The sequence below is a fragment of the Ruegeria sp. E1 genome (genome assembly GCF_056534225.1).
This window is the reverse complement of the sequence record NZ_JBQFPE010000010.1, coordinates 126,962-153,713: the sequence shown is the minus strand read 5'-3', so window position 1 is coordinate 153,713 and position 26,752 is coordinate 126,962. Positions and strand designations below refer to the sequence as shown.

Below are 26,752 nucleotides of genomic sequence, written 5' to 3'. Positions count from 1 at the left end.
AAGGACCCTCATGCTACAATTCGCCCGATTTGCCGCGACCCGGGCGGTCATGGCGCTGATCACATTGGTGATCGTTTCCCTGATCGTGTTCTCGTTGATGGAACTAGTGCCGGGCGACTGCGCCGAGCGCTATCTCGCCTATAAAAATACGCAAGGTCAGGCGATCACGCTGGCCGACATTCAAAGCGAACGTATCCGGCTGGGTCTGGATCGACCGTTTCTGGAACGCTGGGCCAGTTGGTTGGCCGGGGCCTTTCGCGGTGATTTTGGCGACAGCTGTATCCTTCGGGTCAATATCGCGCAGTTGCTGGGTGACAAGTTCTGGGTCTCGCTGTGGATTTGTCTGGGCGCGCTCACGCTGGCCTATGCGATTGCGATTCCTGTTGGGATCATCTCGGCTGCCTCGCGTAATGCGGTACTGAACAACACCCTTCGGATCGTCAGCTATCTGGGTCTGGCGATGCCGAACTTCTTGCTGGCGTTGATGGTGATGCTATTTTCGACCGTCTATTTCGGCGAAACGCTGACCGGGCTGTTTTCGCCTGAATACAAAAATGCACCCTGGTCCTGGGCAAAGTTTGTCGATTTGCTGAAACATGCCTGGCTGCCGGTGTTTATTCTGGGCTGGTCAGCGACCGCTTTTGCGCTGCAAACCGTACGTGCGCTGATGTCTGACGAGATTGGCAAGCTGTATGTGACCGCTGCGGCTGCACGTGGCATTTATGGCCGCCGTCTGCTGTGGCGCTATCCGGCGCGTCATGCCTTGGGGCCTATTGTGAACTCGCTGGGGTTCGACCTGAATCGCATTTTCAACGAACTGCCGATTGTGGCGCTGATCCTGACCCTGACCGAGGCGGGGTCGCTGCTGCTGGACGCGCTGGCGCGGTCAAACGATCAGCAGCTTGCTGGGGCGATTATCTTTCTGCTGACAGCATCGATCGTCACCTTGAACTTCGCCACCGATATCCTGCTTGCGGTTCTCGATCCGCGCGTCCGCAAGAGCATTCTGAGGTAAGCCGATGACAGCGATGACAAAACAACAGGCAAAAGAGGCCTATTTCACCGCGTCCCAACGGCAACTGATCTGGGCGCGGTTCAAGAAACAAAGGTCCGCGATGATCGCTGCTACGGTGCTGGCGGTGCTGATCCTGTCGGGCATCTTTGCCCCGTTCTTGTCACCCTATGACCCCACTGCCGCAGGGCGCGACAAGGACTATCTGAACGGCGCACCGCAGATCCCGCAATTTTGCGATAAGAACGGCTGCTCGCTGCGGCCTTTCCTGCACGGCGTAACCCGTGAAAGGTCGCTTGCGACCAATTTCCGCTGGGTCGAGACGGTGAACGAAGATGAACGCCGCTATGTGCAGTTCTTCGTGAAGGGCGACAAGTATAAGCTGTTTGGCTTTGTCCCCGGCGATATCCATCTGTTTGGCACTGAAACCGGCTACATCCACCTGTTTGGCACCGATGCGGCGGGCAAGGATATCTTCAGCCGTACCCTGCATGCGGTGTGGACCTCGCTTCAGGTGGGGACGTTGGGGGTTTTGATCTCGTTCGTTCTGGCACTCGCGATCGGAGGGGTCGCCGGATATTATGGCGGCATGATCGACAGCGTGATCCAGATGATCACGGATGCAGTGCGGACCATACCGTCGATCCCGTTATTCATGGCCATTGCCGCCTTTATCCCCCCGGAATGGTCGGCCGAGACCCGGTTCTTTGTGATCACGGCCATACTGGGCCTTGTAGGCTGGCCCACGCTGGCCCGCCGCGTGAGGACTCATCTGCTGACCGAGCGCAATCAGGAATATGTGCTGGCGGCCCAGCTTTGCGGCGCCTCGCCCAGCCACATCATCCGCAAACACCTGCTGCCCAGTTTTACCAGTTATATCATCGTCGATCTGGTGATTACCTTTCCTTATGTGGTGCTGAGCGAGACGGCGCTCAGCTTTATCGGGCTGGGGTTAAAGGATCCGGTCAACAGTCTGGGTGTGATGCTGCAGAACGTGACCAAGGCCGATGTTTTGCTGAATTATCAGTGGTATTTCATCCCCGTGCTGTTCTTCATCGCACTGGTGATGGCGTTTGTATTTGTCGGCGACGGGTTACGCGATGCGGCAGACCCCTATTCGGAGTCCAAGAAATGAGCCTGCTCGACGTTGAAAATCTAACCGTCCAGTTCAAGACGGACGAGGGGCTGATCACCGCTGTCGACAACGTGTCCTTTTCGCTCGCCCCCGGTGAGGTGATGGGGCTGGTGGGCGAAAGCGGCTCGGGTAAGTCGGTGACGGCGAAATCGCTGATGAAGCTGAATGCCAACAACACCGTTTATGCGCCCGAGACCCGGATCAACCTGCATCTTGAGACCGGCCCGGTCGATGTCATGTCGCTTAAACGCGCCCGCGACATGGAGGTCGTGCGCGGCGGTGCCGTCAGCATGATATTTCAGGAACCCATGGCCAGCTTTGCGCCTGCCATGACCATCGGCAGCCAGATGGTCGAGCAATTGCTGATCCATACGGATATGAGCAAGCGGCAGGCCAAAGAGCTGTCGATAGAAATGCTGGACCGTGTCGGTATCTCGGACGCGGCCACGCGGTTCGGACAATTCGCTTTTGAACTGTCAGGCGGGATGCGCCAGCGGGCGATGATTGCAATGGCCCTGTCAACCAAGCCGAAGCTGCTGATCGCCGATGAACCGACCACCGCGCTGGACGTTACAATTCAGGCGCAGGTTATCGATCTGATGAAAGATCTGGTGGCCGAGTTTGGCATGGGCATCATCTTCATCACCCATGACCTTGGCGTGGTGGCCCAGACGGCTGACAAAGTTGCTGTGATGTATCTGGGCCGCATCATCGAACAAGGTCCGGTACGCGAGGTAATCCATGCCCCGACCCATCCATACACGCAGGGGCTGATTGACGCGCTGCCGCAGCTGGATGATCTGGATAAGCCTCTCAAACCGGTGCCCGGCGACATTCCCTCGCCCCTTGAACGGCCCGAGGGCTGCGTGTTCCACACACGCTGTGAGAAAATCATCGGGGATATCTGCAAAACCCAAGTCCCCGATTGGAGCGATGTTGGCCCAGATCACCGCGCCGCCTGCCATCTTTGCACCGAAGGAACCACAGCATGAGTGAGAAACCCCTGATCAGCACTCAGGACCTCTCGGTCGGGTTTCAGGTTGGCGGCAAGATCTTCAACAAGCAGATTCTGAAAGCCGTTGACCATATCACACTGGATATCCCCAAAGGCACGTTCTTTGGCATCGTAGGTGAATCCGGTTCTGGCAAGACGACGCTGGGCCGCGCGCTGCTTAATGCAGTCCCCATCACCGGTGGTCATGCGGCCTATGACGATGGTGATGTGCAGTATGATCTGGCCGAGATGAAGCCTGCCGACCTGAAAGAATACCGCCGCCGCGCGCAGCTGATCTTTCAGGACCCTTACGCCGCGCTGAGCCCGCGTATGACCGTGCGGGATATCATCGCAGAACCGCTTGAGGTGATGGGCCTGACCAAAACCCGCGAAGAAACCGATGCCCGCGTACGCGAGATCGCGGCGAAATGCCGGTTGAACCTTGAACACCTTCGCCGGTTCCCCCACGCGTTTTCGGGCGGACAGCGCCAACGCATCTCGATCGCGCGCGCGCTGGTATCGGGTCCAAAATTCGTCGTGGCCGACGAATCCGTTGCCGCCCTGGATGTCTCGATCCAGGCCGACATTCTGAACCTGCTCAAAAGCCTTCAGGACGAGCTGGGCCTGACCTTCATGTTCATTAGCCACGATCTGAGCGTGGTCGCCCATACCTGCGATCATGTGGCCGTCATGTATCTGGGCCGTATCGTCGAAAGTGCCCCAACGCGGCAATTGTTCAACGCCCCGCGCCACCCCTATACTAAGGCGCTGTTTTCGGCGATCCCGTCGCTTGACCCGGATGATCAGAATGGCGCGCAGAAGCTGGAAGGTGAGATACCTTCGCCCACCAACCCTCCGTCCGGGTGCAAGTTCAACACGCGCTGCCCCCACGCGGTCGATCTCTGCCGTCAGGAAGAACCGGAACTTGAGCACGAAGATGACACCCATCTGGTCCTGTGCCACCGCTGGCGCGAGTTGATGGAGTTGTAACGGGTCAGGCAACTCTTAGATTGGGCGGTCTCAAACCATACCGGTTGCGGTCGGGCGGCAAATGTGCGACCGCATAATTGTGGTGCGAGACGGTGCGATCTGCAAGATCGGGGGATCCGATCAGATCGTTTCGGCCCCGTAGCACGACTATGCCCGCAGCCTGCTGGATGCGATGCCCAAACTGGAGCTGAGCGGATGACCATACCCCGAATTGCCCTTATTCACTTTCACCTAGAAAGCAACCGCGCCGCGCCCGTGACAACGCGCGAGGAATTTGCCGCGCAGCGTTTGATGATCGGGCCGGATTATGCCGCAGCGATCGGCCAGACCCTGTCCCGCGCTTCGGGCGGAACGCGCGGGTTCATTGCTGAGTTCGGTGAGATGACCCCGGTGCCGGTCTTTGCCGCCTCGGCGGGCGCAGGGGGCATGATCGACGGACCGTTCTTTCAATCGCTGCTTGACGCGGTCCGCATCCATCTGCCTTCGGATGTGGATGGCGTTTATCTGGATGCGCACGGGGCCTGTATTTCCACCGATGACGAAGACCCTGACGGTACCCTGATCGCCTGTATTCGCGCTGTGGTGGGACCGGATGTGCCCATCGTTACCACGCTGGACCTGCACGGACATGTCAGCCCCGCGATGATCGAAGGCGCGGATTTTCTGGCCGCCTACCGCACCAACCCCCATGTCGATCAATATGAACGCGGGCAAGAGGCCGCGCGCGCGCTGAAACGCCTGATGGCGGGTGAGAAAACCCATCGCGCCCTGGTCCGTTTGCCGTTCATCCCGCCCTCGACCACGCTGGGGACTGATCGCGGCCCATACGGACGGCTGATGGACCGGGCGGTAGCGGCGGCGACCGGGCCGGTCTGGAACGTGTCGCTCTGTTCCGGCTTTTCGGTGGGTGATTCCACCAAGGCGGGTGTCAATGTCACAGTCACCGCCTCGGATCCCGACAGCGCGCGGGCGACCGCTCAGGACATCGCCGCGCAGTTCTGGGCGGCACGGGATGAATTCCGGACAGCGCTGACCTCAATCGAAGATGCAGTGGCGCTGATGGCAGACAGCCCCGAACCGCTGATCTATGGCGATGTGGCCGACAATCCCGGCGGTGGTGGGCGTGGCAACACGCTGGCGCTGTTGCAGGCGATGCTGGACGCGCAGGTTCCAAATGCGTTGGTCGGCATGGTCTACGACCCGGAACTGGCCGCCGAGGCCACAGAACTGGGCGAAGGGGCCGAATTCGAGGCCCGGTTCAACCGGTCCGAGACGGAGCCCAGTTCGGGCCACTTGACCACCCGTGCGCGAGTTCTGAAAACCATTGACGGCCCCATCGCTTGCCGCCGTGGGCTATACGCGGGCGGGCAGCAAAATCTGGGGCCATGCGTGTTGTTGGACTGCGGAGGGGTTCGGGTGATCGTCTCGACCATCCGCCGGCAATTGTGCGAGCCTGCCTTTGTTGAGCGGTTCGGACTGGATATCGACACCTTTAGCACCATCGTGGTAAAATCGCGCGGCCATTTCCGCGCGGGCTTTGACGAGTTCTTTCCCCCCGAACGTGTGATCGAGGTTGACGGCCCCGGCCTGACCACGCCGGTCCTGTCACGCCTCGATCTGTCGCACACGCCCAGACCGATTGTGCCACTGGACGACGATGTGACTTTCGACTCCTCGCGTAATCTGTGGGAGGCTGCCTAGCGCCCCATATCCGTGGGGTTTATGCTTGTGCATGATCCGAACCCGGGTTTTCGTCGTCATCGGTGCGCAAGTAAGATCTTGCACGACAGCCAACCTTGCTTCGGCGCTAAATGTTCACTGCGCCAAACTCAGAAATGCCGCGACCGCACACTGCATTGCCGACGATCGCAGTGCGGATGAAACCTTGTGATCGTGAAAAGCCACGCAAAATTTGTTTTGAGCGATGCCGAAGATCATTCGGATGGGTTAGAAACAGGATTTGGATGAGAGGGTACCTGCGCTGCCGGAAAAGTCGACCGGGCGCAATGAACATAATCAAATGTGCGCCGCAGATAATCCTTGCAAGATTGAGGGCGCACCTGATTTGCTGATCTGACATCGAACGGCTTTTGGGGAGAAGCGCGTGCAGGACTCACAAGAACAGGATTACGAACGCGAGCTACGCATTCACGAAGCACTGGACGTATCATCGACGACGCCTGTATTTGCACTGTCTTTTTTGATGGCCTTTGCTGTGATGATATTGCAGTTCGGTCCCTCGAATTTGACGCCTGCTGCGATCGCATCTTTGGTCATGTTGCTGATCATGAATGTGATGGGGATGAGAAGCTATTATGCGTTGCGTAACAAGCCAAGACCCAAATCAATCTCAAAGCGGCGTTTGAAAGTTATCCTCATCACCTCATTGATCCTGGGAACAGGATGGGGCAGCTTCAACTTTTTCATGATGCCACATTTGGCACCGCACGAGCAGATGGTATTGTACCTGTTCGCATTTATCGGCGCGTTTGGCGGCTCTACAACATTTTCTCTCAGGGTGTCTTGGGGCTTTTCAAGCCCGGTTCTTTTTCTGACTTGGCTGTCCATGCTTCTATGGGGGCCGCTTGAGTGGTATTTTAATACCATAACGATGCTGGGCACGGTCCTGGTCATTACTCAGCTCACGTTTTTGACCAGAAGAAGTGCGATCAACGGTATCAAGTTGACGCTTGCGAACACGAAAGCATTGAACGAACGGCTTAAAGCTGAAAGCCAGATGCGTGAACTGGCGCGCATTCCGGAAGAGAACCCGAACCCGGTGCTGCGGATCACCGATCAAGGCGAGCTGATTTACGCCAACAAGGCAAGCGCACAGTTGATCGAAGCGCTACAGCTAAAGGTTGGTGACCGAGTGGGAACGGGTTGGCGTAAGCGTGTCGCCAAGGGTTTGCAGGAAGATCAGCGAGCAGATTTCCAGTATAAGGCTGGTGGCCAGATCTATTCTCTTTTGCTGTGGCCGGTTCCGGAAGGAGGCTACGCAAACATCTATGGCCGGGACATTACACGACAAAAGCGCGTTGAGAGCGAGCTGCGCGTGGCCCGCGATATCGCCGAGACGGCCAACAAGACCAAAAGCACTTTCCTGGCCAATATGAGCCACGAGCTTCGCACGCCTTTGAATGCGATCATCGGATACAGCGAATTGATGTTGGAAGAAGCCATCGATCAAAATGACGGAGCAAACCTGAGCGACCTGAAAAAGATTCAATCGGCCGGGAAACATCTGCTGGCGCTGATCAATGACATCTTGGATCTTTCCAAGATCGAAGCCGGAAAGATGGAATTCGATTTGGAAACTTTCGACGTTTTCCAGATGATCAAGGATGTCAGTGCGACGGTCCATCCATTGGCTGAAAAAAACCAAAACACGCTGGAAATCCTTTGCGCTGAGAATATCGGTGAGATGCACTGTGATCTGACCAAAGTGCGGCAGGCGCTGCTGAATCTGTTGTCCAACGCGTGCAAGTTCACTGAAAATGAAAAGATAACTCTATCGGTTGTTCAGTCGGATGACGCGGATCAGCTGGAGTTTGCGGTCACCGATCGCGGTATCGGCATGTCACCGGAACAGGCGGGCAGGGTATTCGAAGCCTTCACCCAGGCAGATTCCTCGACCACCCGCAACTATGGGGGGACCGGATTGGGGTTGTCGATCACCAAGGTTTTTTGCGAACAGTTGGGTGGCGATATTAGTTGCGCCAGCACTCTGGGCGAAGGATCGACTTTCACCATTCGTCTTCCGCGGGTCTGTCGCGATCCATCGCATGATATGCCCCCGCGCACCAGTGATTCCGAAAATGATCATAGCAGCGATCAAAATGCGCCGCTGGTTCTTTTGGTGGATGACGACCCGACCGTCCACGATCTGCTGGGCCGGCGACTACGACGCGAGGGGTATCGGGTTCTGAGCTCGGTCAAAGGTGAAGAGGCGTTGGAACTGGCCCGCACAGCCCGGCCTGATGCCATTACGCTGGATGTTTTCATGCCCCAAATCGACGGCTGGGCGGTTTTGTCCAAGCTCAAGGATGATCCCGAATTGGCTGAGATCCCTGTCATCATGCTAACTTTTGCAGAGGATCGAAAAAGGGGATTGTCGCTGGGGGCCAGTGAATATCTGGGCAAGCCAATTGATACCGCCGAGCTGCTGAAGGCCCTTAAAGAGCATTGCCCCGCCGTGTCGACCCCGCGCGTTCTGGTCGTCGAGGACGAAGCCGCGACGCGCGAATTGATTTGCCGTGTTCTGGGTAAAGAAGGCTGGCAGATGGATGAGGCGGTCAATGGGCTGGATGCGCTTCAGAGGCTGTCTGAATCCGTACCGGATGTGATTTTGCTGGATCTCATGATGCCAGAGATGGACGGGTTTGAGTTCCTGGCGGGGATGAGGAAAAACCCGGACTGGAAAGACATACCCGTCATCATCGTGACCGCCAAAACTCTGTCCGACGAGGATCGCGCGCGGCTGAATGGCTCGGTCCAGACATTAATCCGCAAAGATGGGGATGAAATCGAAACCATTCTGGGCCAGTTGAACGAAATCCTGTCAACCTCGCGGTCCGGGGGGACATAGATCGTGAGCGACCTACCTGCTATCGAAGCCCGGCAGGCTCAGGCAATGTGGCTAGCAAATCTGCGCCAAAACCTGCTCTCACCGGTCAGTGCCATAGTGGGGCTTTGCGACTTGCTTGAAACCGAGGCCGGGCGCTCGCAGCTGAATGAGGCGGCGGCCGACCTGAAACGCATATCACGGGCGGCGACCGAGTTGAGTGCGTTTGTCGATGAGCTTTTGCACCCCGATATGGCTGTGAAACTGACCGTCAGCGGTGACGAAGGCACAAAGCGGCTTCGTCACGACTTGCGCACGCCGATGAATGCCATCAAGGGTTATGGCGAAATGCTGCTTGAGGATCTGGGCGATCTGAAAGCCCAACATCTTGAGGCGGATTTGTTGGGTCTGTTGGGGCATACGGATGCCCTGTTGAAACAAATCGATACGCTTGCATCATTGTCTGACAATCCAACCGGCGATGCGTTTCAATTACCCGACGCGGGACAGGGTGCTGCTGCGATGTTCGCGAACCTTGCGCAAAGTATGCGCTCGATTGATGCGTTGGCTGATAATGTTGCGCTAACGGGAACCATTCTGGTCGTTGACGATGTCGAAGCCAATCGCGGCCTGCTGGCCCGTCGATTGGAGCGGGACGGTCATCGAGTCAGAACCGCGGACGGGGGTCATTCGGCTCTGAACATGATTACCCAGCATCCGTTCGATCTGGTTCTGCTTGATCTCATGATGCCTGATATCAACGGTTATGATGTCTTGGTGCGATTGAAAGACACTGATGATCTGCGCGATATTCCGGTCATCATGATTTCGGCCCTTGATGAGATCGAGAGCGTCGCGCGCTGTATCGAGGTTGGCGCAGAGGATTACCTTTCCAAACCGTTCAATCCGATATTGTTGCAGGCACGGATCAACGCCGCGCTTGAGAAAAGGCAGTGGCGAGAGCGAGAACGGCTCTATCTTTCGCAGATGGAGGCGGAGAAGCAGAAATACAAAGGCTTGTTGCACAGCATTCTGCCGCAAAAGATCGTGACCCGGTTGAACGACGGAGAGGCGACGATTGCCGATCGTCACGACGATGTCACGGTTCTGTTTTCCGACCTTGTCGGCTTTACCGAGATGTCGGCGAAGCTGCCCGCTGCGCATGTTGTGCGCTATCTTAATCGGGTTTTTTCCGGCTTTGATCAGATCACGTCAGAACTTGGCGTGGAAAAGATCAAGACAATCGGAGACGCCTATATGGTCGCCGCCGGAGTGCCCGATCCCCGGAACGACCACGCCGAAGTGATTGTTGAAATGGCGCATCGGATGCTGTCACGGGTCGAGGCGCTGAACCACGAGATGGGGTATTCCATACACATCAGAATTGGCGTCCACACTGGACCCGTGGTTGCAGGAATAATCGGATCGCACCGATTTCTCTATGATGTCTGGGGTAATACGGTGAATGTCGCCAGCCGTCTTGAAACAACGGGCGCACCGGGCCGAATTCAGGTCTCGGACGACACCGCAAAGCGGGTCAGGCATCGCTTTGAACTGTCTGATCCCATGAACGTCAGGATAAAGGGCAAAGGTCAGACCAGAACCTTTTATGTGACAGGGCGTAAATCTGAACCCGAGTAGATGGATTTTGGTCAGGGCGCCGACAGCAGCCTTTCCATTTTCTCAAGCAAACGGCCAAGTTCGACGGGTTTGGTATCGAAATCATCGCAGCCTGCGTCGAGCGCCTTTTCCCTGTCGCTGGCCATCGCATGAGCTGTCAGGGCGACGACCGGGATCGAGGTGGTCTCGGGCGCTGCCTTGATACGTCGCGTCGCCTCCCATCCATCAATCTCGGGCAGGCTCATATCCATCAAGATGATGTCGGGTCCGGCTTCACCGGCCATGGATACGCCTTCAAGCCCATCCTTCGCGACGACAACCTGAAATCCTTTGCGTTCCAACCGGCGCGACAGCATATCCCGGTTCATTTCGTTGTCTTCTACCAACAGAACTTTAGTCAAAATCCCCCCCTGCGTATCCACGCCTTTTGACTGTCCACAAGACGGATCCATTCAAGATCCACATTCAAAACGTCGGCAATCTTGCGAGACTGCGCAATCCGTTTCGATTGGGGCATTCTTTCATCAATTCAATTTCACGCAATGAGTATTTTGTTGCCAAGAGTCGTCAAGGGTTCACTTTTTTGAAACCCGGATCGAACGTTTTTCTCATGGCGCTCACCGTGTTTGCTGAAACCGACACTGTCTGGTTGCAGCGTTGCACCCGACCAATCGAGTGGTCGGGTGCTTTCAGGACCTGATCTCAGACGATGGACATTCCAAGTGCTTCAAGGTGGTCTACAAGGGCGCTTTCGGCTTCGGAAATCGCGTTCCAGTCATCCGCTGTGAGGTTACTAAGGGATAGATCCTCGGCCTGCACATCGCGAAGCGTCAGAGTATGACCTCCGTTTCCGATGACTTCGAAAATCAGGTCACCGTCGCTTTCCGTTACGGATACATCTGCTTCGCCCAAGGCATTGAAGTTGATGATATCCTCGCTAGCATCAAAGCCGGAGATTTCGGTTTTCACGCCCCAGTTCCACGTAAGCTGAGCCACGTTGACGCCTGTACCAAAATTCTCCGCTCCGGCAGACTGATCATCCTGCTGACCGGTCGAACCGCCATCCGTGCCATCGCCGTCGCCCGGCGATGTTCCGGTCATGTCACCGGGTCTGGTCTGATGCCCATCCGTCGTCGCCCCTGCCGGGGCCTCGGGCGTCAGCAGCATTGTGCGGTCGACCAGCGTTACGTCGTTTTGGTCAAAGCCAAAAGGCACCTCAAGGTTATCCTCCATCACTTGGTCGAAATGAAACTCGACCAGCCCCGGGACAAGGTCGGCCTTGGCAATGCCCGTCAGAGTGAAGCTCTGTCCCGTTGGCAGGGACGAGATGACAAGGCCCTCGGCGCTGTCCTCGACGCTCAACCGCTCACGCGTGCCGAAGTAGAGAAAGCTGAGCTTCATGGTTGAGGGGTCAAAGCCGTCGATGACTTCGTGCACGCCGTATTCGTGGCTGCGCACATAGACCGTATCCGCATTACGCGGGCCGATGCCTTGTTCCCAACTGATGACGCCGCCCATGTCCTGACGGAAATGTTCGTTCCCAACGATGCCAAAGTCGCCAACCGTGACGTCCTGAAAACCCACGCCCTGCACGATCTGCGCCGCGTCGGACCAGGGGCTGTCGATGACGATCTCACCGGCGGGGGATTTGGTGACGATCATGCCGTGTACCGAGGTGCCGCCGAAATCCAGCGCATCCACGCCGGGGCGAAAGCCGGTTATGTCGTCGGCATTGCTGTCGGCGCGGTATCTTACGCCGCCTGCATCGGTATTCCCGGTCACCGCAGGCGGGTTTGAGCTGTCAGTGTCATAGCTGAGGTCGTACCCTTCGCCCGCGCCCGGTGTGATGATGATCTGGCCCAAAGCGGCGGACACTTCGTTCAGCACCGCCTGATCGGCGATCGAAAAGTTGCCGACCGACAGATCGGACAGGCCAAAGCCGGTAAAGACGATCTGCTTGGTGACATTGCCGTCGGTCAGTTCAATCCGGACGGTCTGCCCCAGCGCATCGCCGCTTTCTTCGAAGATCGTAAAGGTTCCGGCGGTGATGTCAGGGCCGATTTCGATGACATCGCCCATGGCGGGCATGAAACCTTCGACAATCCCGGCGTCGCTGGCAAGACTGAGGGTAACATGCATGTGCTGGTGGGTATGGCCGCCGCCCTGACCGCCACCATGGCCACCGCCGCCCTGCCCTGCGTCGTTTGGACCGATCAGGCCAAGGATTTCGAATGCTGCGGTGTTGTCCTGAATGGTGAAGTTTGCCGGACTCAGATCGGCAAGCGTTACACCATCAAGGGTTGTAGTCTGGTTATTGGAGGGGATCGAGAATACCACCGATCCGTCAACCTCGGTCACCTCAAGCGCGTCGGCACCAATCCAGGCGACAAAGATCGTTCCGGTCGCGGGGTCGAAATTGCGGATCGTGGCGTTGGTCTCCCAGGCCCAGTTGATCACCACATCTGCCGTATTCTGGGTGGTATCGGCCGTTCCGTTGCCGGTCGGCTCGGCCGGTGCCGGGGGTGTGGGCGGCGGGGTCACGGGGGGCGATGTCTCGCCTGTGCCTGTGCCTGTGCCGCTGTCAGTCTCGGTGGGCAGAACGCCATCGGTATAGACCTTGATGGCGTCTTCGACACTGGGCGCGTCATAGCCGCCGAATTGCGAGATATAGCGCAGGATCGAGGTGCCGTATTCATCCGCAGACACATTGCCGCCCTGTAGCAGGGACAGGGTGCCCCATGCGCCCCGCAAATGCGCGGCGGCCATGATGCCGGTCAGGGTCAGCGTGACCTCAACCTGCTGGCCGTTATCGGTGTAGGTTCGGGTTGTGCCCAGATAATCGGAAAGGCTTTCGCCCTGATAACCCAACCCGGTTTCGATAACCTGAAGGTTATAGCCAAACGCTTCTTGAATGGCGCGTTCCTGTGCCTGGGCGGTTGTGAACTCGGCCAGCGAGGTGACCCCGTTCTTGCCGGTCCATGTGCCGTCCCAGGTGTTCGACGCCGCGCCGTTCCCATAGTAGACATCATCGGTGTAATATCCCAGATCGATCAACAGCGCCTCGCCGAACTGATAGCCGACAAAACCCAGCGAATTCATCGAGCGATAGGACATCGCATCCCATTCTTCGCTGCTGAGGTCAGACCAGCTGGAGTAATCCGGATAGAAATCCGTAACCGTCCCTCCGGCCCATTGGTTCAGCTGCCAGTCCTGAATGACCCCTGTGTCATAGCGGTCCCGGTCCCATCCGGATTCAAACGCGCGTAACGCGTCGCGAAACTCTTGATAACTTCCATTGCTCATTTTGAAACAGACTCCCATCTTGTCTTGGTTTCGGTTCAGGTATTGCGACGTGCTCGGCCCGAGAAACTCGGACCCAACGTGCCTAACAATTCGGTTCTTCAGGTCAGGTTAAGAGTTCATTAACGAATCGGTTTGCGCGGATGCGGGCCAAGATCGACGCCTTTGATGCGCAGAAAAGCGCCACAGGTCAGCGGGTTACGCCAAGAGTGAGCAAGAGACCGGTGCCACTGGGCGGGTCTTCGCCAAGTTTGAAATGGAGCAATTATTAACTTTGCAGCGCGGCCAGACCGATTTCGTCAAAGCGCCTCAGCCGATCCCCACCGGCTGAGGCTTTTGGTGTGTCAGGCGATCATCACAGCCCCCAGTCCTGCGACTGTTGCGTGGTCAATTCGCTGATGTGCTGCATGACGTCGAAATGCTCATCGACACCCTGAACGCTGATGACCTTTTGGCCATTTGCCGTGACCCAGTGCGTATTGGAGCGCCATTCGACATGAAGCTGGTCCAGCGACGAAATCCCGAACCCGTCCAGATCGATGACAATCGAGTCGGCAGCCTCGAAGTCCCGGATCACCTGACCGCCATACTGGCTACCCGGACCGGTGATGACAAAGGTATCGCTGCCTTCGCTGCCGAACATGTTGGCAAATCCGGCCTCGTTCGACTGGTCCGCGTTGAGGATGATGACGTCATCGCCCGCGCCGCCATCCACATTGGTGATCATCGCGCCTTTGCGGATCAGGATGGTGTCATTGCCATCGCCGCCATTCAACGTGGCGAACTGATTGTGCGCGCCACCAACGATGTAGTCGTCACCGCCGCCGCCATTCAGGGTCACTCCACCGCTGCCGGTATCGCCGACCATATAGTCCCAGCTGTCGGTGCCATCTACGGTGGTGACCTCATCTCCCACTTCGGCATCAATCCGGTTGCCGTATTTCTCAAACCACTCCAGCGTGTTTGCGCCATAGGGCGGTTCATAGACAACCTGATAGCCGTCATCGTCATTGCCGATCAGGCTGCGCAGGTCGATATAGGCCGGATCAAAGCCGTTGCCGTCATCGTCATAGCGCGCGATGATTTCATCGGTGTGCTTGTTGAACAGCACGATCTGGCCGTTTTCGATGCGGTGATGCAGATCAAACCAGCCGGTCATCCCATAGGCGTCGAGGTCGATCTCGATCCGGTCGCCTTCGCTGGCGTCGAAATCGGTGATCGTGTTCTCGCCACCGGTCAGGATGAAGGTGTCGGCTCCTCCGTTCCCAGTCAGCACATCGTCGCCACCCCCAGAGGTAAACACGTTGTTCTGATCGTCACCTATAATGACATCATTATGAGCGCTTCCGAAGATATTCTCGACGCTCCACAGAAAGTCATATCCGTCCTTGTCGCGGATATCATCGTTGATGTCGAACGCATTGGCGCTGTTGCCATGCCAGGCCCAGAAGTATTCACCGCCGGTGTCGCTGTCGGTATTGTTCATATCCACATAGATTCCGCTCAGGCTGTCTCCATACCAGGCTGTGTCGTTGCCTTCGCCGCCATAGAGCTTGTTAAAGCCGCCACCGCCAGCCATGACATCGTCTCCGCCAAAGCCGCGAAGCTTGTCATTGCCATCGCTGCGGATTTCCGGCGCGTCACCACCGGCGATATCGCGTTCCGAAACATAGGACTGAAGGAAATCGCCATGATTGGTACCCATCTGAAGGTTGCCCTTATCGTTACCCGTCATCGTAATGCCGCCATAAGCGCCGAAGGTCACAAACTTGGACGTTCCAAGCTCTGCCATATCCGAACTGCTCAGCCCAAGGTCGAATTGTTGACCCAACCCGTACTGCACACCATCTGGACCGGTGATCAGCGCGGTTTCCTTGAGGCGGTCGATGAATGCGAGTGTATTATCGCGTGAGATGAAATCTGTGCCTTCCATGATGTTGGACGCTTCATCCCAATAGAAGGTCGCAATAACAGTTGGACTACCGCCCGGATTAAGTGTGACCAAATCAAATGCTGCCCCATGAACAATCGACTCCTGAATGTCGATCACAACGGGTCCGTCTGCACTGACCGGTACCGTTATCTTGTCTTCCAGCGGATTGAAGTCTGTGATCGTGACCAGAGACAGCTTCGGCGGGTCCTCAGTGGTAACGACCTGTTCATTGGTTTTGAACATATTGACCAAGCCTTCGACAATGCCTTTGCCAAGCATCATCATCAGCTTGGCACCGGGCACCATTTTCGCGAGCGCCAGGCTTCCAGCATCCTCAAGCCAGCTTTCACCAAGTCCATTCGACGAACCACCATCATGGGGAACATGAGAGGTTGGCTCAGGCACTGCGCCGATAACAAAGGTGTCTGCGCCGGCACCGCCATAGAGCGTGTCAGCAGAGGTTTCGTCGATATAGCCGGTGAACAGTACATCATTCCCGTCGCCGCCGATAAGCAAGTCGCTGCCCGTACCGCCATACAGCTTGTCACCCTGATCACCGGCAATCAGGACGTCATCGCCCGAGCCGCCAACAAGGATGTTCTTGCCGCCGCCGCCAATGATTTTGTCATTGCCGGATTCGCCGAACAACTGATCGTTGCCTTCGCCGCCATCGATGTAGTCGTGGCCATCGCCGCCATAGATCACGTCATTTCCGCCATCACCGAACAGCTGATCATTGCCGCGATAGGCGATGATGATGTCATCACCGTCCCCGCCCGAGATATTGTCGCGGTGGTGATAGTTGGCATAGTAGTTCTTGATCGAGGTACCACCATCATAGTTGTCCCAGTTTTCGGGGTTCCAGCCGTGGATGACGTTATCGCCGTCATTGCCTTCGATGCGGGTGTAGATATAGGTGCCCTTGCTTGGCCCGCTTGAGATGCGGTGCATCAAATTTTCAAAGCCCACCTCGCCATCGGCCATTTTGTACTCGCCGCGGGCTTTGACATCGCGGCCGACATAGGTGCCGGTGGTGTCAAGCAGATGGGTACCGTATCTGGCCCACCAGCCGGTGTGGCCATCCCCGGGCGATCCGCCGCCGGTCCAGATCGGAATGTCGGGCATGTTACTGGCCAGGTCCTCCTCTGCCGAGGCGACCTCAGCCAGATAATATTGCGGTTCGCTGCTGTCTTCCTGCAACAGGCTGACCGGTGGGATCACGGTCGGATCGCTCTCGGTCTCTCCGAGGCCGATGGTTATGTTGACCATGCCCGTAGCGTCGGGTTGGATTTTGGTTTTGCTAACATGTTTCATGTCTTTCCTCCTATTTCTTCGATGGCCGGTGCCCGGGTTTCGGGCCCATACGCATCACAGATCATGGGAAAGATGTGGTTTTTCAGGCCTGTGATCGCAACAGGAGAATTTGAGTTAAGTTGTTATAAAGTATGACAAAAATATAAAAATACGATCTTTGGAAACCGGCAATCCGGCTGGGGCCGTTTCAGGCCCGAGCCGGTGCAATTTGTTCTTCGTTCTGGTCGTCCGGGCGACTGTTCCAGAAGGACCAAAGACGCCCGGATTTTGTGTGTGCAGCGATGGATGATCGCTGTGGTTTCGCCCCACTCAGGCGACCAGATCGACAAAGAAGCTGTCGGTCGGAACAGGGGTTCCGCAGATGTCTTCGCCGTTAGCGGTCGGAACGATCTCGCACAGCGGCGGCGGAGCCATATCCGTCAGGTCAAACTCATCCTCCGGCACCTCGGTACCGCATTTGGGCAGCGGCAGGATTGGGGGCACGGCGATAACGTCATCGCCTTCGCTGGCGGGAACCGCACCAAAGGGCAGGGGGGCAACTGCGACCAGGTCTTCGCCATCCTGCGGAACCTCGGTGCCGCATCTCGGGTCGGGCATGATCGGGGCAACGGCGGTCAGGTCTTCGCCTTCACCGGCAGGAACCGCACCAAAGGGCAGCGGGGCGACTGCGACCAGGTCTTCGCCATCCTGCGGAACCTCGGTACCGCACCTTGGGTCAGGCATGATCGGCGAGACAGCCGTAACGTCGTCGCCCGTGTTCTTGGCGGGATCGATGACCAGCGGATCAAACGGCAGTGGATTTACAGCCACCAGATCTTCGCCATCCTCGGGCACCTCGGTGCCGCACTTGGGAAAAGGCTGAATTGGGGGGACAGCGATGACATCGTCGTTGGCTGTCTCATGGTTCGTGGCGGTTACATGTTTCATGATATTTCTCCTTGTTACTCACGATATTGGTACCCAAAAAATGTTCGAAACTTCCTCCTCGGGCATAACAACAAGGTGGTGATCCGGGTCCGATGTTACAACGCGGAAATCGGAGTTAAACTGTTACAAAGTATGACAAAAAACCTTTCGCTGAACAAAAGAACCACCAATGAGTCAGGTCGGTGTGGACCTTGTGGCATCTGTGCCTTGACGCGGCTTTGCGCCATGTGCCGCAAAAGCCGGTCACCAGCGTCAGGACATCAAAAAAAACAGCGCCATTTCCGGCGCTGTTTTCATTTGTTCCGACCTTGGAATTGTGGATGCTTCGGGATTGATCAGACCTCGCGAAAGGTGGTCCGGATCTGTTTGCTGAGCGGATCGAGCAGGTACTGGAACAAGGTCCGCTCTTGGGTTTCGATGTAGATTTCGGCTGGCATACCGGGCAGCAGGGTCAGCTGTCGATCTGCCAAAAGCCCGATGGCTTCTGCGTCCAGTGCAATCCGCGCTTCATAAAAGGGCAGACCCGTCATCTGATCGGTACTGAGGTCCGCCGATACAAACTCGACGCGCCCGTTCAGCCGTGGGACCACATGTTGATCAAATGCTCCGATGATCACACTGGCGGTCTGACCCACGGCAACGTTGTTGATATCCTGCGGCATGACGCTTGCGGTCATCACCAGCCCTTCGTCTTCGGGGACAATCTGCATCAGTGTCTCTCCCGGAGACGCCACCCCGCCCACGGTATGAACTCCCAGTTCATGTACGATGCCATCCACCGGGGCCCTAAGATCGACCCGGGCCAGTTGCAGCGCCGCAGCGCTTCGGCGTTCTTTCAAGTCGTCCAGTTCGACCTCAAGCGCCGAGATTTCATGCATCACCTTCTCGCGGAAGGTTTTTTCGAGTTGCAGAATGTGGATCCGGGTTTCGCTGATACGGCCCCTGACAACAGCGATGCGCGCGGTCAGACCGCCGCTGTTGCCGACAAGATTGCTTCTTTGACGCTGCAGAGTTGTCACCCGGGAAGCAGGCACCAGCCCTTTTTCATAAAGTTGCGTCAGAGCCTCCAACTCGCTGTCGATCAAAGCGATCTCTTCTTCGGATGCCGCGTGCTGCGCTTCAAGACCCGAGATTTCCTGCTTGGCTTGTTGAATCTGCTCTTTAAGCGCGGCTACCTCGCCAACCTGCGACAAATGACGCGCCTCCTTCACCGCTCGTTGCGTCGCGAGGGCACGCTTGACCTTGCCTTCGTCTTGGCGTGACGCAAGTTCATCGGACAATATTAGATCATCCAATCCGTCGCGCTCGGCTGTCAGACGGGCCAGTTGCGCCTCAAGCGCCACCAACCTGTCATCGATCAGGACCTGACTGCCCGACAAAAGCTGATCATCAAGCTTCAACACCACATCGCCGGCCTGAACCCGGTCGCCGTTTTTGACGTGAATATCACCGACGATGCCTCCGTCAGGGTGTTGCACGGTTCTCAGGTCGGACGAGACCACCACGTTACCGGCTGTCACCACTGCCCCGGACATGCGGGCATTCATGGCCCAGCCACCAAAGCCAATGGTAAGCGCCGCGATAGCGGCCAGACCAAAGCCGATGGATCGGGCTGACCGGTCGGTAAAGCCTTCGGTCGGTTTGTTGGAATTCTCTTGAGTAAGCATGACTTCCTCCAATCATTCGATTTGTAGTACAGGCCGTGATCAGCCTGCGGCGGCAGGCGCGGCCTCTGCGGTATTGATTTGCTGGGTTTGTTCGACGGGCCTTGGATTGGTCGACGTTGCAGCGGCGGCCTGATTGCGTTGGCGCAACCGCTCCATCACATCTGCGCGGGGGCCGAAATCTGCGGCGCGACCGTCTTCCATGATCAGGATCTTGTCGACCGAGCCCAGCACACTCGCGCGATGGGCGATGACAATCACAATCGCTCCGCGCGCCTTGGCGGCAAGAATAGCATGGTTCAGCGCCGCCTCGCCAACGGCATCCAGGTTCGAGTTCGGCTCGTCCAGAACCACCAGAAACGGATCGCCGTAGAGCGCACGGGCAAGGGCGATGCGCTGACGCTGACCGCCGGACAGCGCCGCGCCGCGTTCACCGACATCGGTGGCATACCCGTCCTTGAAACTGGCGATCAGTTCATGGACACCGGCAGCCTTGGCGGCGGCAATCACCATCTCGTCGTGCGCCTCGGGGTCGAAGCGAGCGATGTTCTGGGCAATGGTGCCGTCGAAAAGTTCGACATCCTGCGGCAGGAACCCGATCTGGGGGCCCAGTTCTTGCGGCAAGTATTGATCTATGGGAACACCATCGAGGCTGATGCTGCCCTTGGCCGCCGACCACGCGCCGGCCAGAGTGCGCGCGAGTGTCGATTTACCACTGCCGGTCGAGCCGATCACGGCCAGCGCTTCGCCCGCGTTGATGTCGAAACCGACACCTTTGAGAACGGCGGTGGTTGCCATGGGCGGCGCGGCGATCAGCCCGTCGACGGTCAGCGACTTGCTGGCCTTGGGCATGGAGATACGGTGATCCGTTTCATCGTCGGACAGGGTTTGTTTCAGCTGAGCCCAGGCCTGCCGGGCCGCCACCAGACTGCGCCAGCTGCCAACGAGGGTCTCAATGGGTTGCAAGCCACGGGACATGATGACCGAGGCCGCAACAATTGAGCCTGCCGAGATGTGCCCGTGAATGGCAAGATAGGCCGCGACTGCGAGAACCGCAGATTGCAACGCCAGACGGAACACCTTGGTGAAGCTGCCCGAGACACCAACCGTGGTCGCCGCCTTTGCGCTGGCACCAAGATGCAGGTCGTTTACATCCTGCCAGGTCCTGCCCAGATTGGACTGCATACCCATGGCGCGGATCATCTCGGCGTTGCGACGGCTTGCTTCGGCCAGACGGGTGCGTTTGCCCGCGTGTTTGGATTGAACACAGGCCGCAGCGCGCACTTTGATGTCAGTCACGATGGCAATGGCGATCAGCGCCAGTGCACCCACAACGCCCACCATGCCCAGCCACATATGCATGGCAAAAACCAGCCCCAGATAGACCGGTATCCACGGCAGATCGAAAAGGGCTCCGGCCCCTTGTCCCGACAGGAAACCGCGGATTTTCTCGACATCCTGAATTGCCGCTGCGGGGTTGCCAATCGGTCGGTTGCGCGATGGTTCCGACAACGTGCAATCAAACGCCGTTCGCGTGAGCTTTTGTTCAAACCGGTGCCCCATGGCAACAAGCACACGAGTCCGCGCACCGTCAATCAGCGCCATAAAGAGGTAGAGACCGGCAACAAGTGCGCTAAGCGCGATAAGCGTATTCACGCTCTGGCTGGACATGACGCGATCATAGATCTGAAGCATGAAAATTGGTCCTGTCAGCATCAAAAGGTTCACGACACCGCTGAAGACACCGATGGCAATCAAATTACCCCGCAGTGCGCGCCGGGCTTCGGCGAGGTGTGGATGAACGGATGAATGCGTCGTCATAACTGGCTCCTGATAAAACTCTGTGGGTGATACTTGGAGGCCCGCCAGCGATGCCCCAAGGCTCTGTCACACTTTGATTCAATTGACCAATTCGGCCGATGGTTCGTTACGTCGGTGGAATCGTGTGCCGGGCGGCGCAGCGCCGAGAGGCGAAACTCCGTCGCATCAGTGGCGACATTGCAGGCGCAATTTCCGCTTGGGAAAGCGGCCACAATTGAACTAGCGTTTAAGGTAACGGGATGGGACACGGAGCATAATCGCGATGCGTTGGGATGATCTGACACTTCGAACTCAGGTTATGAGTATAGTGCTGGTCAGCTGGACGATTGTTGGCGTATTTTCGGTCGTCACGGACGTAGTTCAGATCCGCAATTCTCGCGCTGAAGAGATCCGAAACCGTGGCGATGCCTTTCTGGCTCAGGTCGTTTCAACCCTGGCCAGTGTGCCGCCAGACAGTCGCGAAGAGGCCGCGCTTGGCTTCTTTCCCGCAGAATGGAGCGTCAGGATCGGCACGCAGGATGCGGCGGCTTCACTGACAGGGGGCCGCCACCGCCCGAACCTGGCGGACTGGCTGACGGCGCGGTTGGAGCACCGGGGGATTGCCGTTGAAGACCTGTCCGTAGCGGACGTGGTCGTTGACGCCAGACACGATCAAAGTGCGCTATTGCAACTGTTCAAAAGCCATTCGGGCGCGCCGCTGGAGGCTGAAAGTGTTGATGCATTTTTGATCAGCGTTTTCTCGGTCCGGCTCAAGGATGATCCGGAATGGCTGAACTGCTATATGCTGCTGAAAACCAAAAGTATCGCGCCGTTGGTCGTTGTCGGCTCGATTGACAGTCTGGTTGCCCTGATCCTGCTGTGCGCGCTTGCGTTTCTGATCCAGAAAGTGATGCGCCCCCTGAGCGCCATGGCCGTCAATGCCGAACTGATTGGACGGGGTGAGGAGGTTGGACCGCTAGTTGAGACGGGGGCGATTGATATCCGCCAAACGATCGTTGCGTTCAATCGTATGGAGGCCAGGATCGTTCTGGCGCTGGAATACAAGACCACTTTGCTGCGCAGTCTGGGCCATGATCTGAACGGGCCGATTGCCCGGATGCAGGATGCCATCGATAAACTCGACGCCTCGGACGCCAAAGAACAACTGCTTGCGCGGCTGGAGACCATTAGCGGGATCGTGAATTCCGTCACCAACCTCAACCGTGAAACCCATCACGACGGAGAGCTTGCGCGGCTGGATTTGCCTTCGCTGATCGAAGCGTTGGTCGAGGAACAGGTTGAGGCTGGTCGTGATGTGACTTGCACCATCGAACAGCCTGCCGTGGTCAAGGGTCGTCACAATGCGTTGACCCGCGTGCTTCGGAATCTTCTGGAGAACGCGGTCAAGTTTGGTGGACGGACAAATGTGATCTTGGGCAGATCAGACCATATGGCCGCCATTCACATCGACGATGAAGGGCCGGGCATCCCTGCCGAGCAGCTTGAGACCGCCTTCGAGCCCTTTCAAAGGCTCGGGGCCACCAAGCCCGGTACCGGTCTCGGCCTTGCCATTGTGCGGGCGATTGTTCTTGATCAGGGCGGCACCGTCAGCCTTGAAAATCGTCAGGGCGGAGGTTTGCGCGCCACCGTATTTCTGCCGCTCGATACGGGGGCCTAAAGCGTTTTGCGATTTATCTGATTCAAATCAGACGCAAAGCAATCTAGCCCGGACGAAAGATGTAACCCTGCCCCCAGACGGTGCGAATAAAGGCCGGGTTTGATGGGTCGCTCTCGACCTTCGACCGCAGGCGCTTGATCAGGGCATCAACGCTGCGGTCCCCTGCACCTGCATGTTGCCGGGTCCGGGCGACGGCCAAAAGGTCCTCGCGCGTGCACAGCACATCGGGGTTTTCCGCAAAGAACCGCATGACGCGCACTTCGCTTGAGGTGAGCGTAATGAGCCGTCCGTCATCCCCTTTGAGATGCCTCTCATTTTCGACAAGCTCCCACCCACCGAACCGGGTGACGCGGGAACTGCCCTGCGTTCCGCTGTTGCGTCGCCGCAGCACTGCACGGACGCGGGCCAACAGCTCGAACTCGTTGAATGGCTTGACGATGTAGTCGTCCGCGCCCAGCTCAAGCAGCGAAATTCGCTCGGCATCGTCGTCGATGGAACTGATCATTATAATGCCTGCATCGATGCGCGAGGCGATCTCGTGGCACAAGACCTTCCCGCTTGTTCCCGGCATCACGAGGTCCAGCAGAAACAGGCTATAGGTCTCATCCGCCATCATCAGCCGCGCCGCCGGGACATCCGGCGCATGGTCGATATGGTATCCCTTGTCGGTCAGAAAAGCGCAGATATGTTGGGCAAACTCGATGTCGTCGTCACATATCAGAATGCGACCATCATAGCCTGCGGACTGATCCGCGACGTCCTGCATTGTCTTCTCCCCGGGGTGGTGCCTGTTGTCATGATAACAGCATCAGCTTGCTGGAACCTGTCAATGTTGCAGCGAATAGACGAACGGATCCACCGCCTGCGCGGTTGCACCGCATCAGGTCCGGAAAGAGGTTCCCGGTACACGTTCGATGGCTCGGTATGAATAGCATAGAACCAGCAGGGAAACAGCCGCCGCAACCCAGAATACTGCCGCATGAGACGAGGTTACTGACAGCATCGTGCTGCAAACCGCCATGCCCAAAGTGCCCCCTATCAGCTGGGTCGATAGCACGATCCCGCCTGCCTGCCCCTGCATATGAGGGGGAACTGACATGGTGACGGCGCGCTGGGACGGCACAAACATCAACGATACGGCCGCGCCGAATGACATAAATCCGATCAATATCACGGCTGTGATCTGGACCATCATCCCGACCGCGATTAGGCTCAGTCCCCCGGTGATCAGCATAAGGCCCAACAAGGCAGGCCATCGGGTTCCCCTTTGGTCCGACAACTTGCCTGCAATCGGCGCGGCCAGAGTTGTGGGCACAACCGCCGGAAGCAGGGACAACCCTGCCCAGAACGGACCCCAGCCCTTGACCGTTTGCAAGTACATTGAACCGAATACAAAGGTCGCGATCTTGGCATACTGGGCCGTACCGACAATCAGATTCGAGGCCGTGAAAGTCGAATCCCGAAACAGCGCGACGGCCAGAAGGGCATTCTCACGCCGATCTTCGAAATAGACAAACACGACCAGCGCAGAAATCCCAAGGACCAGCGCAGCAAGAACGTTTCCGCTTAGCCAACCGATCTCGGGCCCCTGCATAATGCCGTAGACCGACAACGAGAGTCCGCAGACCAAAAGCATCATCCCTGTCAGATCAAAACGCGTTTCAGTTTGCCGCGGCGGATCACGCCAGAGTTTCCAGACGGCGTAGCCGACGCAGATGACAACAAGCGGATTGATCCAGAATATCCACCGCCACGATAAACCAGCGGTCAGCGCTCCACCGACCAACGGACCTGCTGCCAGAAAACAGGTACCAATCGCACCATAGATGCCCAACGCCTTGCCGCGCTCGGCTTCTCCGAAAGACAACGCGATAAGCGTCAGGGACAACGGAAAAATGGCGGCGGCTCCGACGCCCTGAACACCCCTCGCGAGCAACAGGGCCAGCCCATTTGGCGAAAAACCCGCAACAATCGAGGATATCCCGAATATTGCAAGCCCGGTCATCAGCAGAACCCGAATGCCGATGATGTCGCCAACCCGGCCTGCGGCACCCGCCAGGCAAGCCAGCGTCAGAAGGTAAACATTAACTACCCAATGTGCGGCAATCTCGGACAGTCCAAGCTCGGTGCGTATGGTTGGAAGGGCAACGCCCACGGCTGTCTCATCCAGCAATATGACGCCAAGGATTGCGCCCATCGCCCCCAATAGCCACCAGCGATCATTACTGTCTGCACTCAAAACATCACCCCCCATGCCTTAGTCTGCCCCAAACATGGCTGGGTCGCAAACATCGGGCTGGAACTGGCTTTAACCCCTGTTTCCAGGCTCGTCGCGCTCGTAACACTTATTGATTGGCTCTGGATTCTAAAGCTGAAATGCAGCGTCGAATTCTGACTGTCCGGCCTTGGTAAAACGCACAATCCGGCCCTTTGGAACACGTTTTGCCCATCCCAGGTGCTCCATCCGCGTCAGCAAAGCCCGCCCAAGGCTACCTGCAAGATGTGACCGACGCTCGCTCCAATCCAGACACTCGCGGCAGAGAGGAGACCTTTTTGCCTGCAGTACTTCCAGGTCAATTCCGAAGTCGCCAACAAACTTCGCCCCCGTTTTCGTTAACGCAAGGCCTTCGCTCCTGACCTCAAGAAAACCCTGACGCAGAAAGCTGTCATACATCCGAATGCCCATGTCACCGGCAAGGTGGTTATAGCACACGCGCGCCTTTCGAAGCGCCTCGTCACGAGGTCCGGTTCGGGTTCGCAAATGCCCCGAGCCGGCAGCAAGCCCCATCAACGCCTCAAGAACATGGGCCACGTCATCATTTGAAAGAGAAAAGTATTTGTGTCGCCCTTGCTTGCGCGGCATCAGCAAGCCGCCTTCGTCCAGCTTCGACAAATGCGAACTTGCAGTTTGCAGGGTTATGCCTGCCTCGTGGGATAGTTCGGTCGCAGTCAGGGCTTTGCCGCTCATCAATGCAGCCAGCATGTTGGCGCGGGCGGGATCTCCGATCAATGCAGCGATGCGGGCTATGTCAGGGCCATCTTTCATAGTTCGATGTTAATCGAAGCATTGCCGACTGACAATGCGCTAGAGCATTGGTAATTCACGAAAGAGGAACGCCATGCTGACCTGTGTCATCCGATATCACATCGATCCAACGAAAAAAGAACAGTTTGCACAATATGCCCGCAACTGGGGCCAGGCCATTCCGCGCTGTGGCGCCGACCTGCTTGGCTATTACGCGCCGCATGAAGGATCGAGCACATTGGCCTACGGAATCTACAATATCCCTTCGCTGGCCGGGTACGAGGCCTATCGTGAAAGGCTGACAAACGACCCGCTGGGCAAGGAGAACTATGAATTTGCGCAGAAAGAGAAGTTTCTGCTGCGCGAAGACAGAACCTTTCTCAAACGCGTCTCAGCGCCGCACGGTCCAGCGGAATGATTGCGGTCATTTTCGAACTGCAGCCGGTGTGCGGTCAGAAACAAAGGTATCTTGATATCGCGGACCAGTTGCGACCTCTTTTGGAGGGGATCGACGGGTTTATCTCAATCGAGAGGTTTCAATCTCTGAGCCATGAAGGGAACATTCTATCGCTTTCTTTCTGGCGCGATGAAGCAGCGATTGCCGAATGGCGAAAGCTGGAACAGCACCGTGTTGCGCAATCCCGGGGACGTTCGGGGATTTTTCAGACCTATCGGTTGCGGGTCGCTGAAGTCGTGCGGGACTATGGCATGTTCGAGCGCGGCCGAGCGCCTGTGGATTCCGTCCAACACCACATGTCTAAGGGCGGGTTAGATTAGTATCATCCGTCTCCGGTGC

19 protein-coding genes are annotated in these 26,752 nt (G+C 57.3%); 10 read left to right on the top strand and 9 right to left on the bottom strand.

Features of this window, described 5'->3' with window-relative positions; genetic code table 11:
* Nucleotides 1-10: 10 nt before the first annotated feature.
* From ACR0FG_RS14190 to ACR0FG_RS14160, 7 genes are all read left to right on the top strand, one after another.
* The gene (locus ACR0FG_RS14190) at nucleotides 11-1,015 is read left to right on the top strand and encodes an ABC transporter permease (RefSeq protein ID WP_170715086.1); all 1,005 of its coding nucleotides are present in this window, start codon (nucleotides 11-13) and stop codon (nucleotides 1,013-1,015) included.
* A gap of 4 nt (nucleotides 1,016-1,019) precedes the next feature.
* Nucleotides 1,020-2,147 (top strand): ABC transporter permease, encoded by a 1,128-nt coding sequence (locus ACR0FG_RS14185; RefSeq protein ID WP_480893640.1) that lies wholly within the window; start codon nucleotides 1,020-1,022, stop codon nucleotides 2,145-2,147.
* The gene (locus ACR0FG_RS14180; protein ID WP_480893639.1) at nucleotides 2,144-3,139 is read left to right on the top strand and encodes an ABC transporter ATP-binding protein; all 996 of its coding nucleotides are present in this window, start codon (nucleotides 2,144-2,146) and stop codon (nucleotides 3,137-3,139) included. The genes ACR0FG_RS14185 and ACR0FG_RS14180 overlap by 4 nt, the downstream gene beginning before the upstream one ends.
* Nucleotides 3,136-4,131, top strand: a complete 996-nt coding sequence (locus ACR0FG_RS14175) for an ABC transporter ATP-binding protein (RefSeq protein WP_480893638.1) — start codon at nucleotides 3,136-3,138, stop codon at nucleotides 4,129-4,131. Before ACR0FG_RS14180 ends, ACR0FG_RS14175 begins: the two co-directional genes overlap by 4 nt.
* A 195-nt stretch (nucleotides 4,132-4,326) precedes the next feature.
* On the top strand, nucleotides 4,327-5,832 hold the full coding sequence (locus tag ACR0FG_RS14170) for a M81 family metallopeptidase (protein WP_480893637.1): 1,506 nt from the start codon (nucleotides 4,327-4,329) through the stop codon (nucleotides 5,830-5,832).
* Nucleotides 5,833-6,235: 403 nt separating this feature from the next.
* Nucleotides 6,236-8,719: a response regulator gene (locus ACR0FG_RS14165; RefSeq protein WP_480893636.1), complete on the top strand. Its 2,484-nt coding sequence runs from the start codon at nucleotides 6,236-6,238 to the stop codon at nucleotides 8,717-8,719.
* 3 nt (nucleotides 8,720-8,722) lie between these two features.
* Nucleotides 8,723-10,336 (top strand): adenylate/guanylate cyclase domain-containing protein, encoded by a 1,614-nt coding sequence (locus ACR0FG_RS14160; protein WP_480893635.1) that lies wholly within the window; start codon nucleotides 8,723-8,725, stop codon nucleotides 10,334-10,336.
* Nucleotides 10,337-10,347: 11 nt separating this feature from the next.
* On the opposite strand, the gene ACR0FG_RS14155 is transcribed toward ACR0FG_RS14160, so the two are convergent.
* From ACR0FG_RS14155 to ACR0FG_RS14130, 6 genes are all read right to left on the bottom strand, one after another.
* Nucleotides 10,348-10,716: a response regulator gene (locus ACR0FG_RS14155; protein WP_480893634.1), complete on the bottom strand. Its 369-nt coding sequence runs from the start codon at nucleotides 10,714-10,716 to the stop codon at nucleotides 10,348-10,350.
* Between the two features lie 301 nt (nucleotides 10,717-11,017).
* Entirely contained in the window at nucleotides 11,018-13,618 is a 2,601-nt protein-coding gene (locus ACR0FG_RS14150; protein ID WP_480893633.1) for a hypothetical protein, read from the bottom strand.
* 352 nt (nucleotides 13,619-13,970) lie between these two features.
* On the bottom strand, nucleotides 13,971-16,862 hold the full coding sequence (locus ACR0FG_RS14145) for a calcium-binding protein (RefSeq protein WP_480893632.1): 2,892 nt from the start codon (nucleotides 16,860-16,862) through the stop codon (nucleotides 13,971-13,973).
* 309 nt (nucleotides 16,863-17,171) lie between these two features.
* Entirely contained in the window at nucleotides 17,172-17,789 is a 618-nt protein-coding gene (locus tag ACR0FG_RS14140; protein WP_480893631.1) for a hypothetical protein, read from the bottom strand.
* A 335-nt stretch (nucleotides 17,790-18,124) separates the two neighbouring features.
* Nucleotides 18,125-19,456, bottom strand: coding sequence for an HlyD family type I secretion periplasmic adaptor subunit (locus ACR0FG_RS14135; protein ID WP_480893630.1), 1,332 nt, complete (start codon nucleotides 19,454-19,456; stop codon nucleotides 18,125-18,127).
* A 39-nt stretch (nucleotides 19,457-19,495) separates the two neighbouring features.
* A complete protein-coding gene (locus ACR0FG_RS14130) occupies nucleotides 19,496-21,274 on the bottom strand; it encodes a type I secretion system permease/ATPase (protein WP_480893629.1) in 1,779 nt (592 codons plus the stop codon).
* A gap of 298 nt (nucleotides 21,275-21,572) precedes the next feature.
* Between ACR0FG_RS14130 and ACR0FG_RS14125 the strand changes: the two genes are divergently transcribed.
* Complete coding sequence (locus ACR0FG_RS14125) at nucleotides 21,573-22,931, top strand: sensor histidine kinase (protein ID WP_480893628.1); 1,359 nt, start codon at nucleotides 21,573-21,575, stop codon at nucleotides 22,929-22,931.
* Between the two features lie 43 nt (nucleotides 22,932-22,974).
* Here ACR0FG_RS14125 and ACR0FG_RS14120 read toward each other — a convergent pair whose 3' ends face one another.
* From ACR0FG_RS14120 to ACR0FG_RS14110, 3 genes are all read right to left on the bottom strand, one after another.
* A complete protein-coding gene (locus tag ACR0FG_RS14120; protein ID WP_480893627.1) occupies nucleotides 22,975-23,697 on the bottom strand; it encodes a response regulator in 723 nt (240 codons plus the stop codon).
* Nucleotides 23,698-23,811: 114 nt separating this feature from the next.
* Nucleotides 23,812-25,170, bottom strand: coding sequence for an MFS transporter (locus tag ACR0FG_RS14115; RefSeq protein WP_480893626.1), 1,359 nt, complete (start codon nucleotides 25,168-25,170; stop codon nucleotides 23,812-23,814).
* Nucleotides 25,171-25,296: 126 nt separating this feature from the next.
* Complete coding sequence (locus tag ACR0FG_RS14110) at nucleotides 25,297-25,977, bottom strand: ArsR/SmtB family transcription factor (RefSeq protein WP_480893625.1); 681 nt, start codon at nucleotides 25,975-25,977, stop codon at nucleotides 25,297-25,299.
* Nucleotides 25,978-26,050: 73 nt separating this feature from the next.
* Between ACR0FG_RS14110 and ACR0FG_RS14105 the strand changes: the two genes are divergently transcribed.
* The gene (locus tag ACR0FG_RS14105) at nucleotides 26,051-26,374 is read left to right on the top strand and encodes an NIPSNAP family protein (protein ID WP_480893624.1); all 324 of its coding nucleotides are present in this window, start codon (nucleotides 26,051-26,053) and stop codon (nucleotides 26,372-26,374) included.
* Entirely contained in the window at nucleotides 26,371-26,733 is a 363-nt protein-coding gene (locus tag ACR0FG_RS14100; protein ID WP_480893623.1) for an antibiotic biosynthesis monooxygenase family protein, read from the top strand. Before ACR0FG_RS14105 ends, ACR0FG_RS14100 begins: the two co-directional genes overlap by 4 nt.
* The last annotated feature ends 19 nt before the right edge of the window (nucleotides 26,734-26,752 follow it).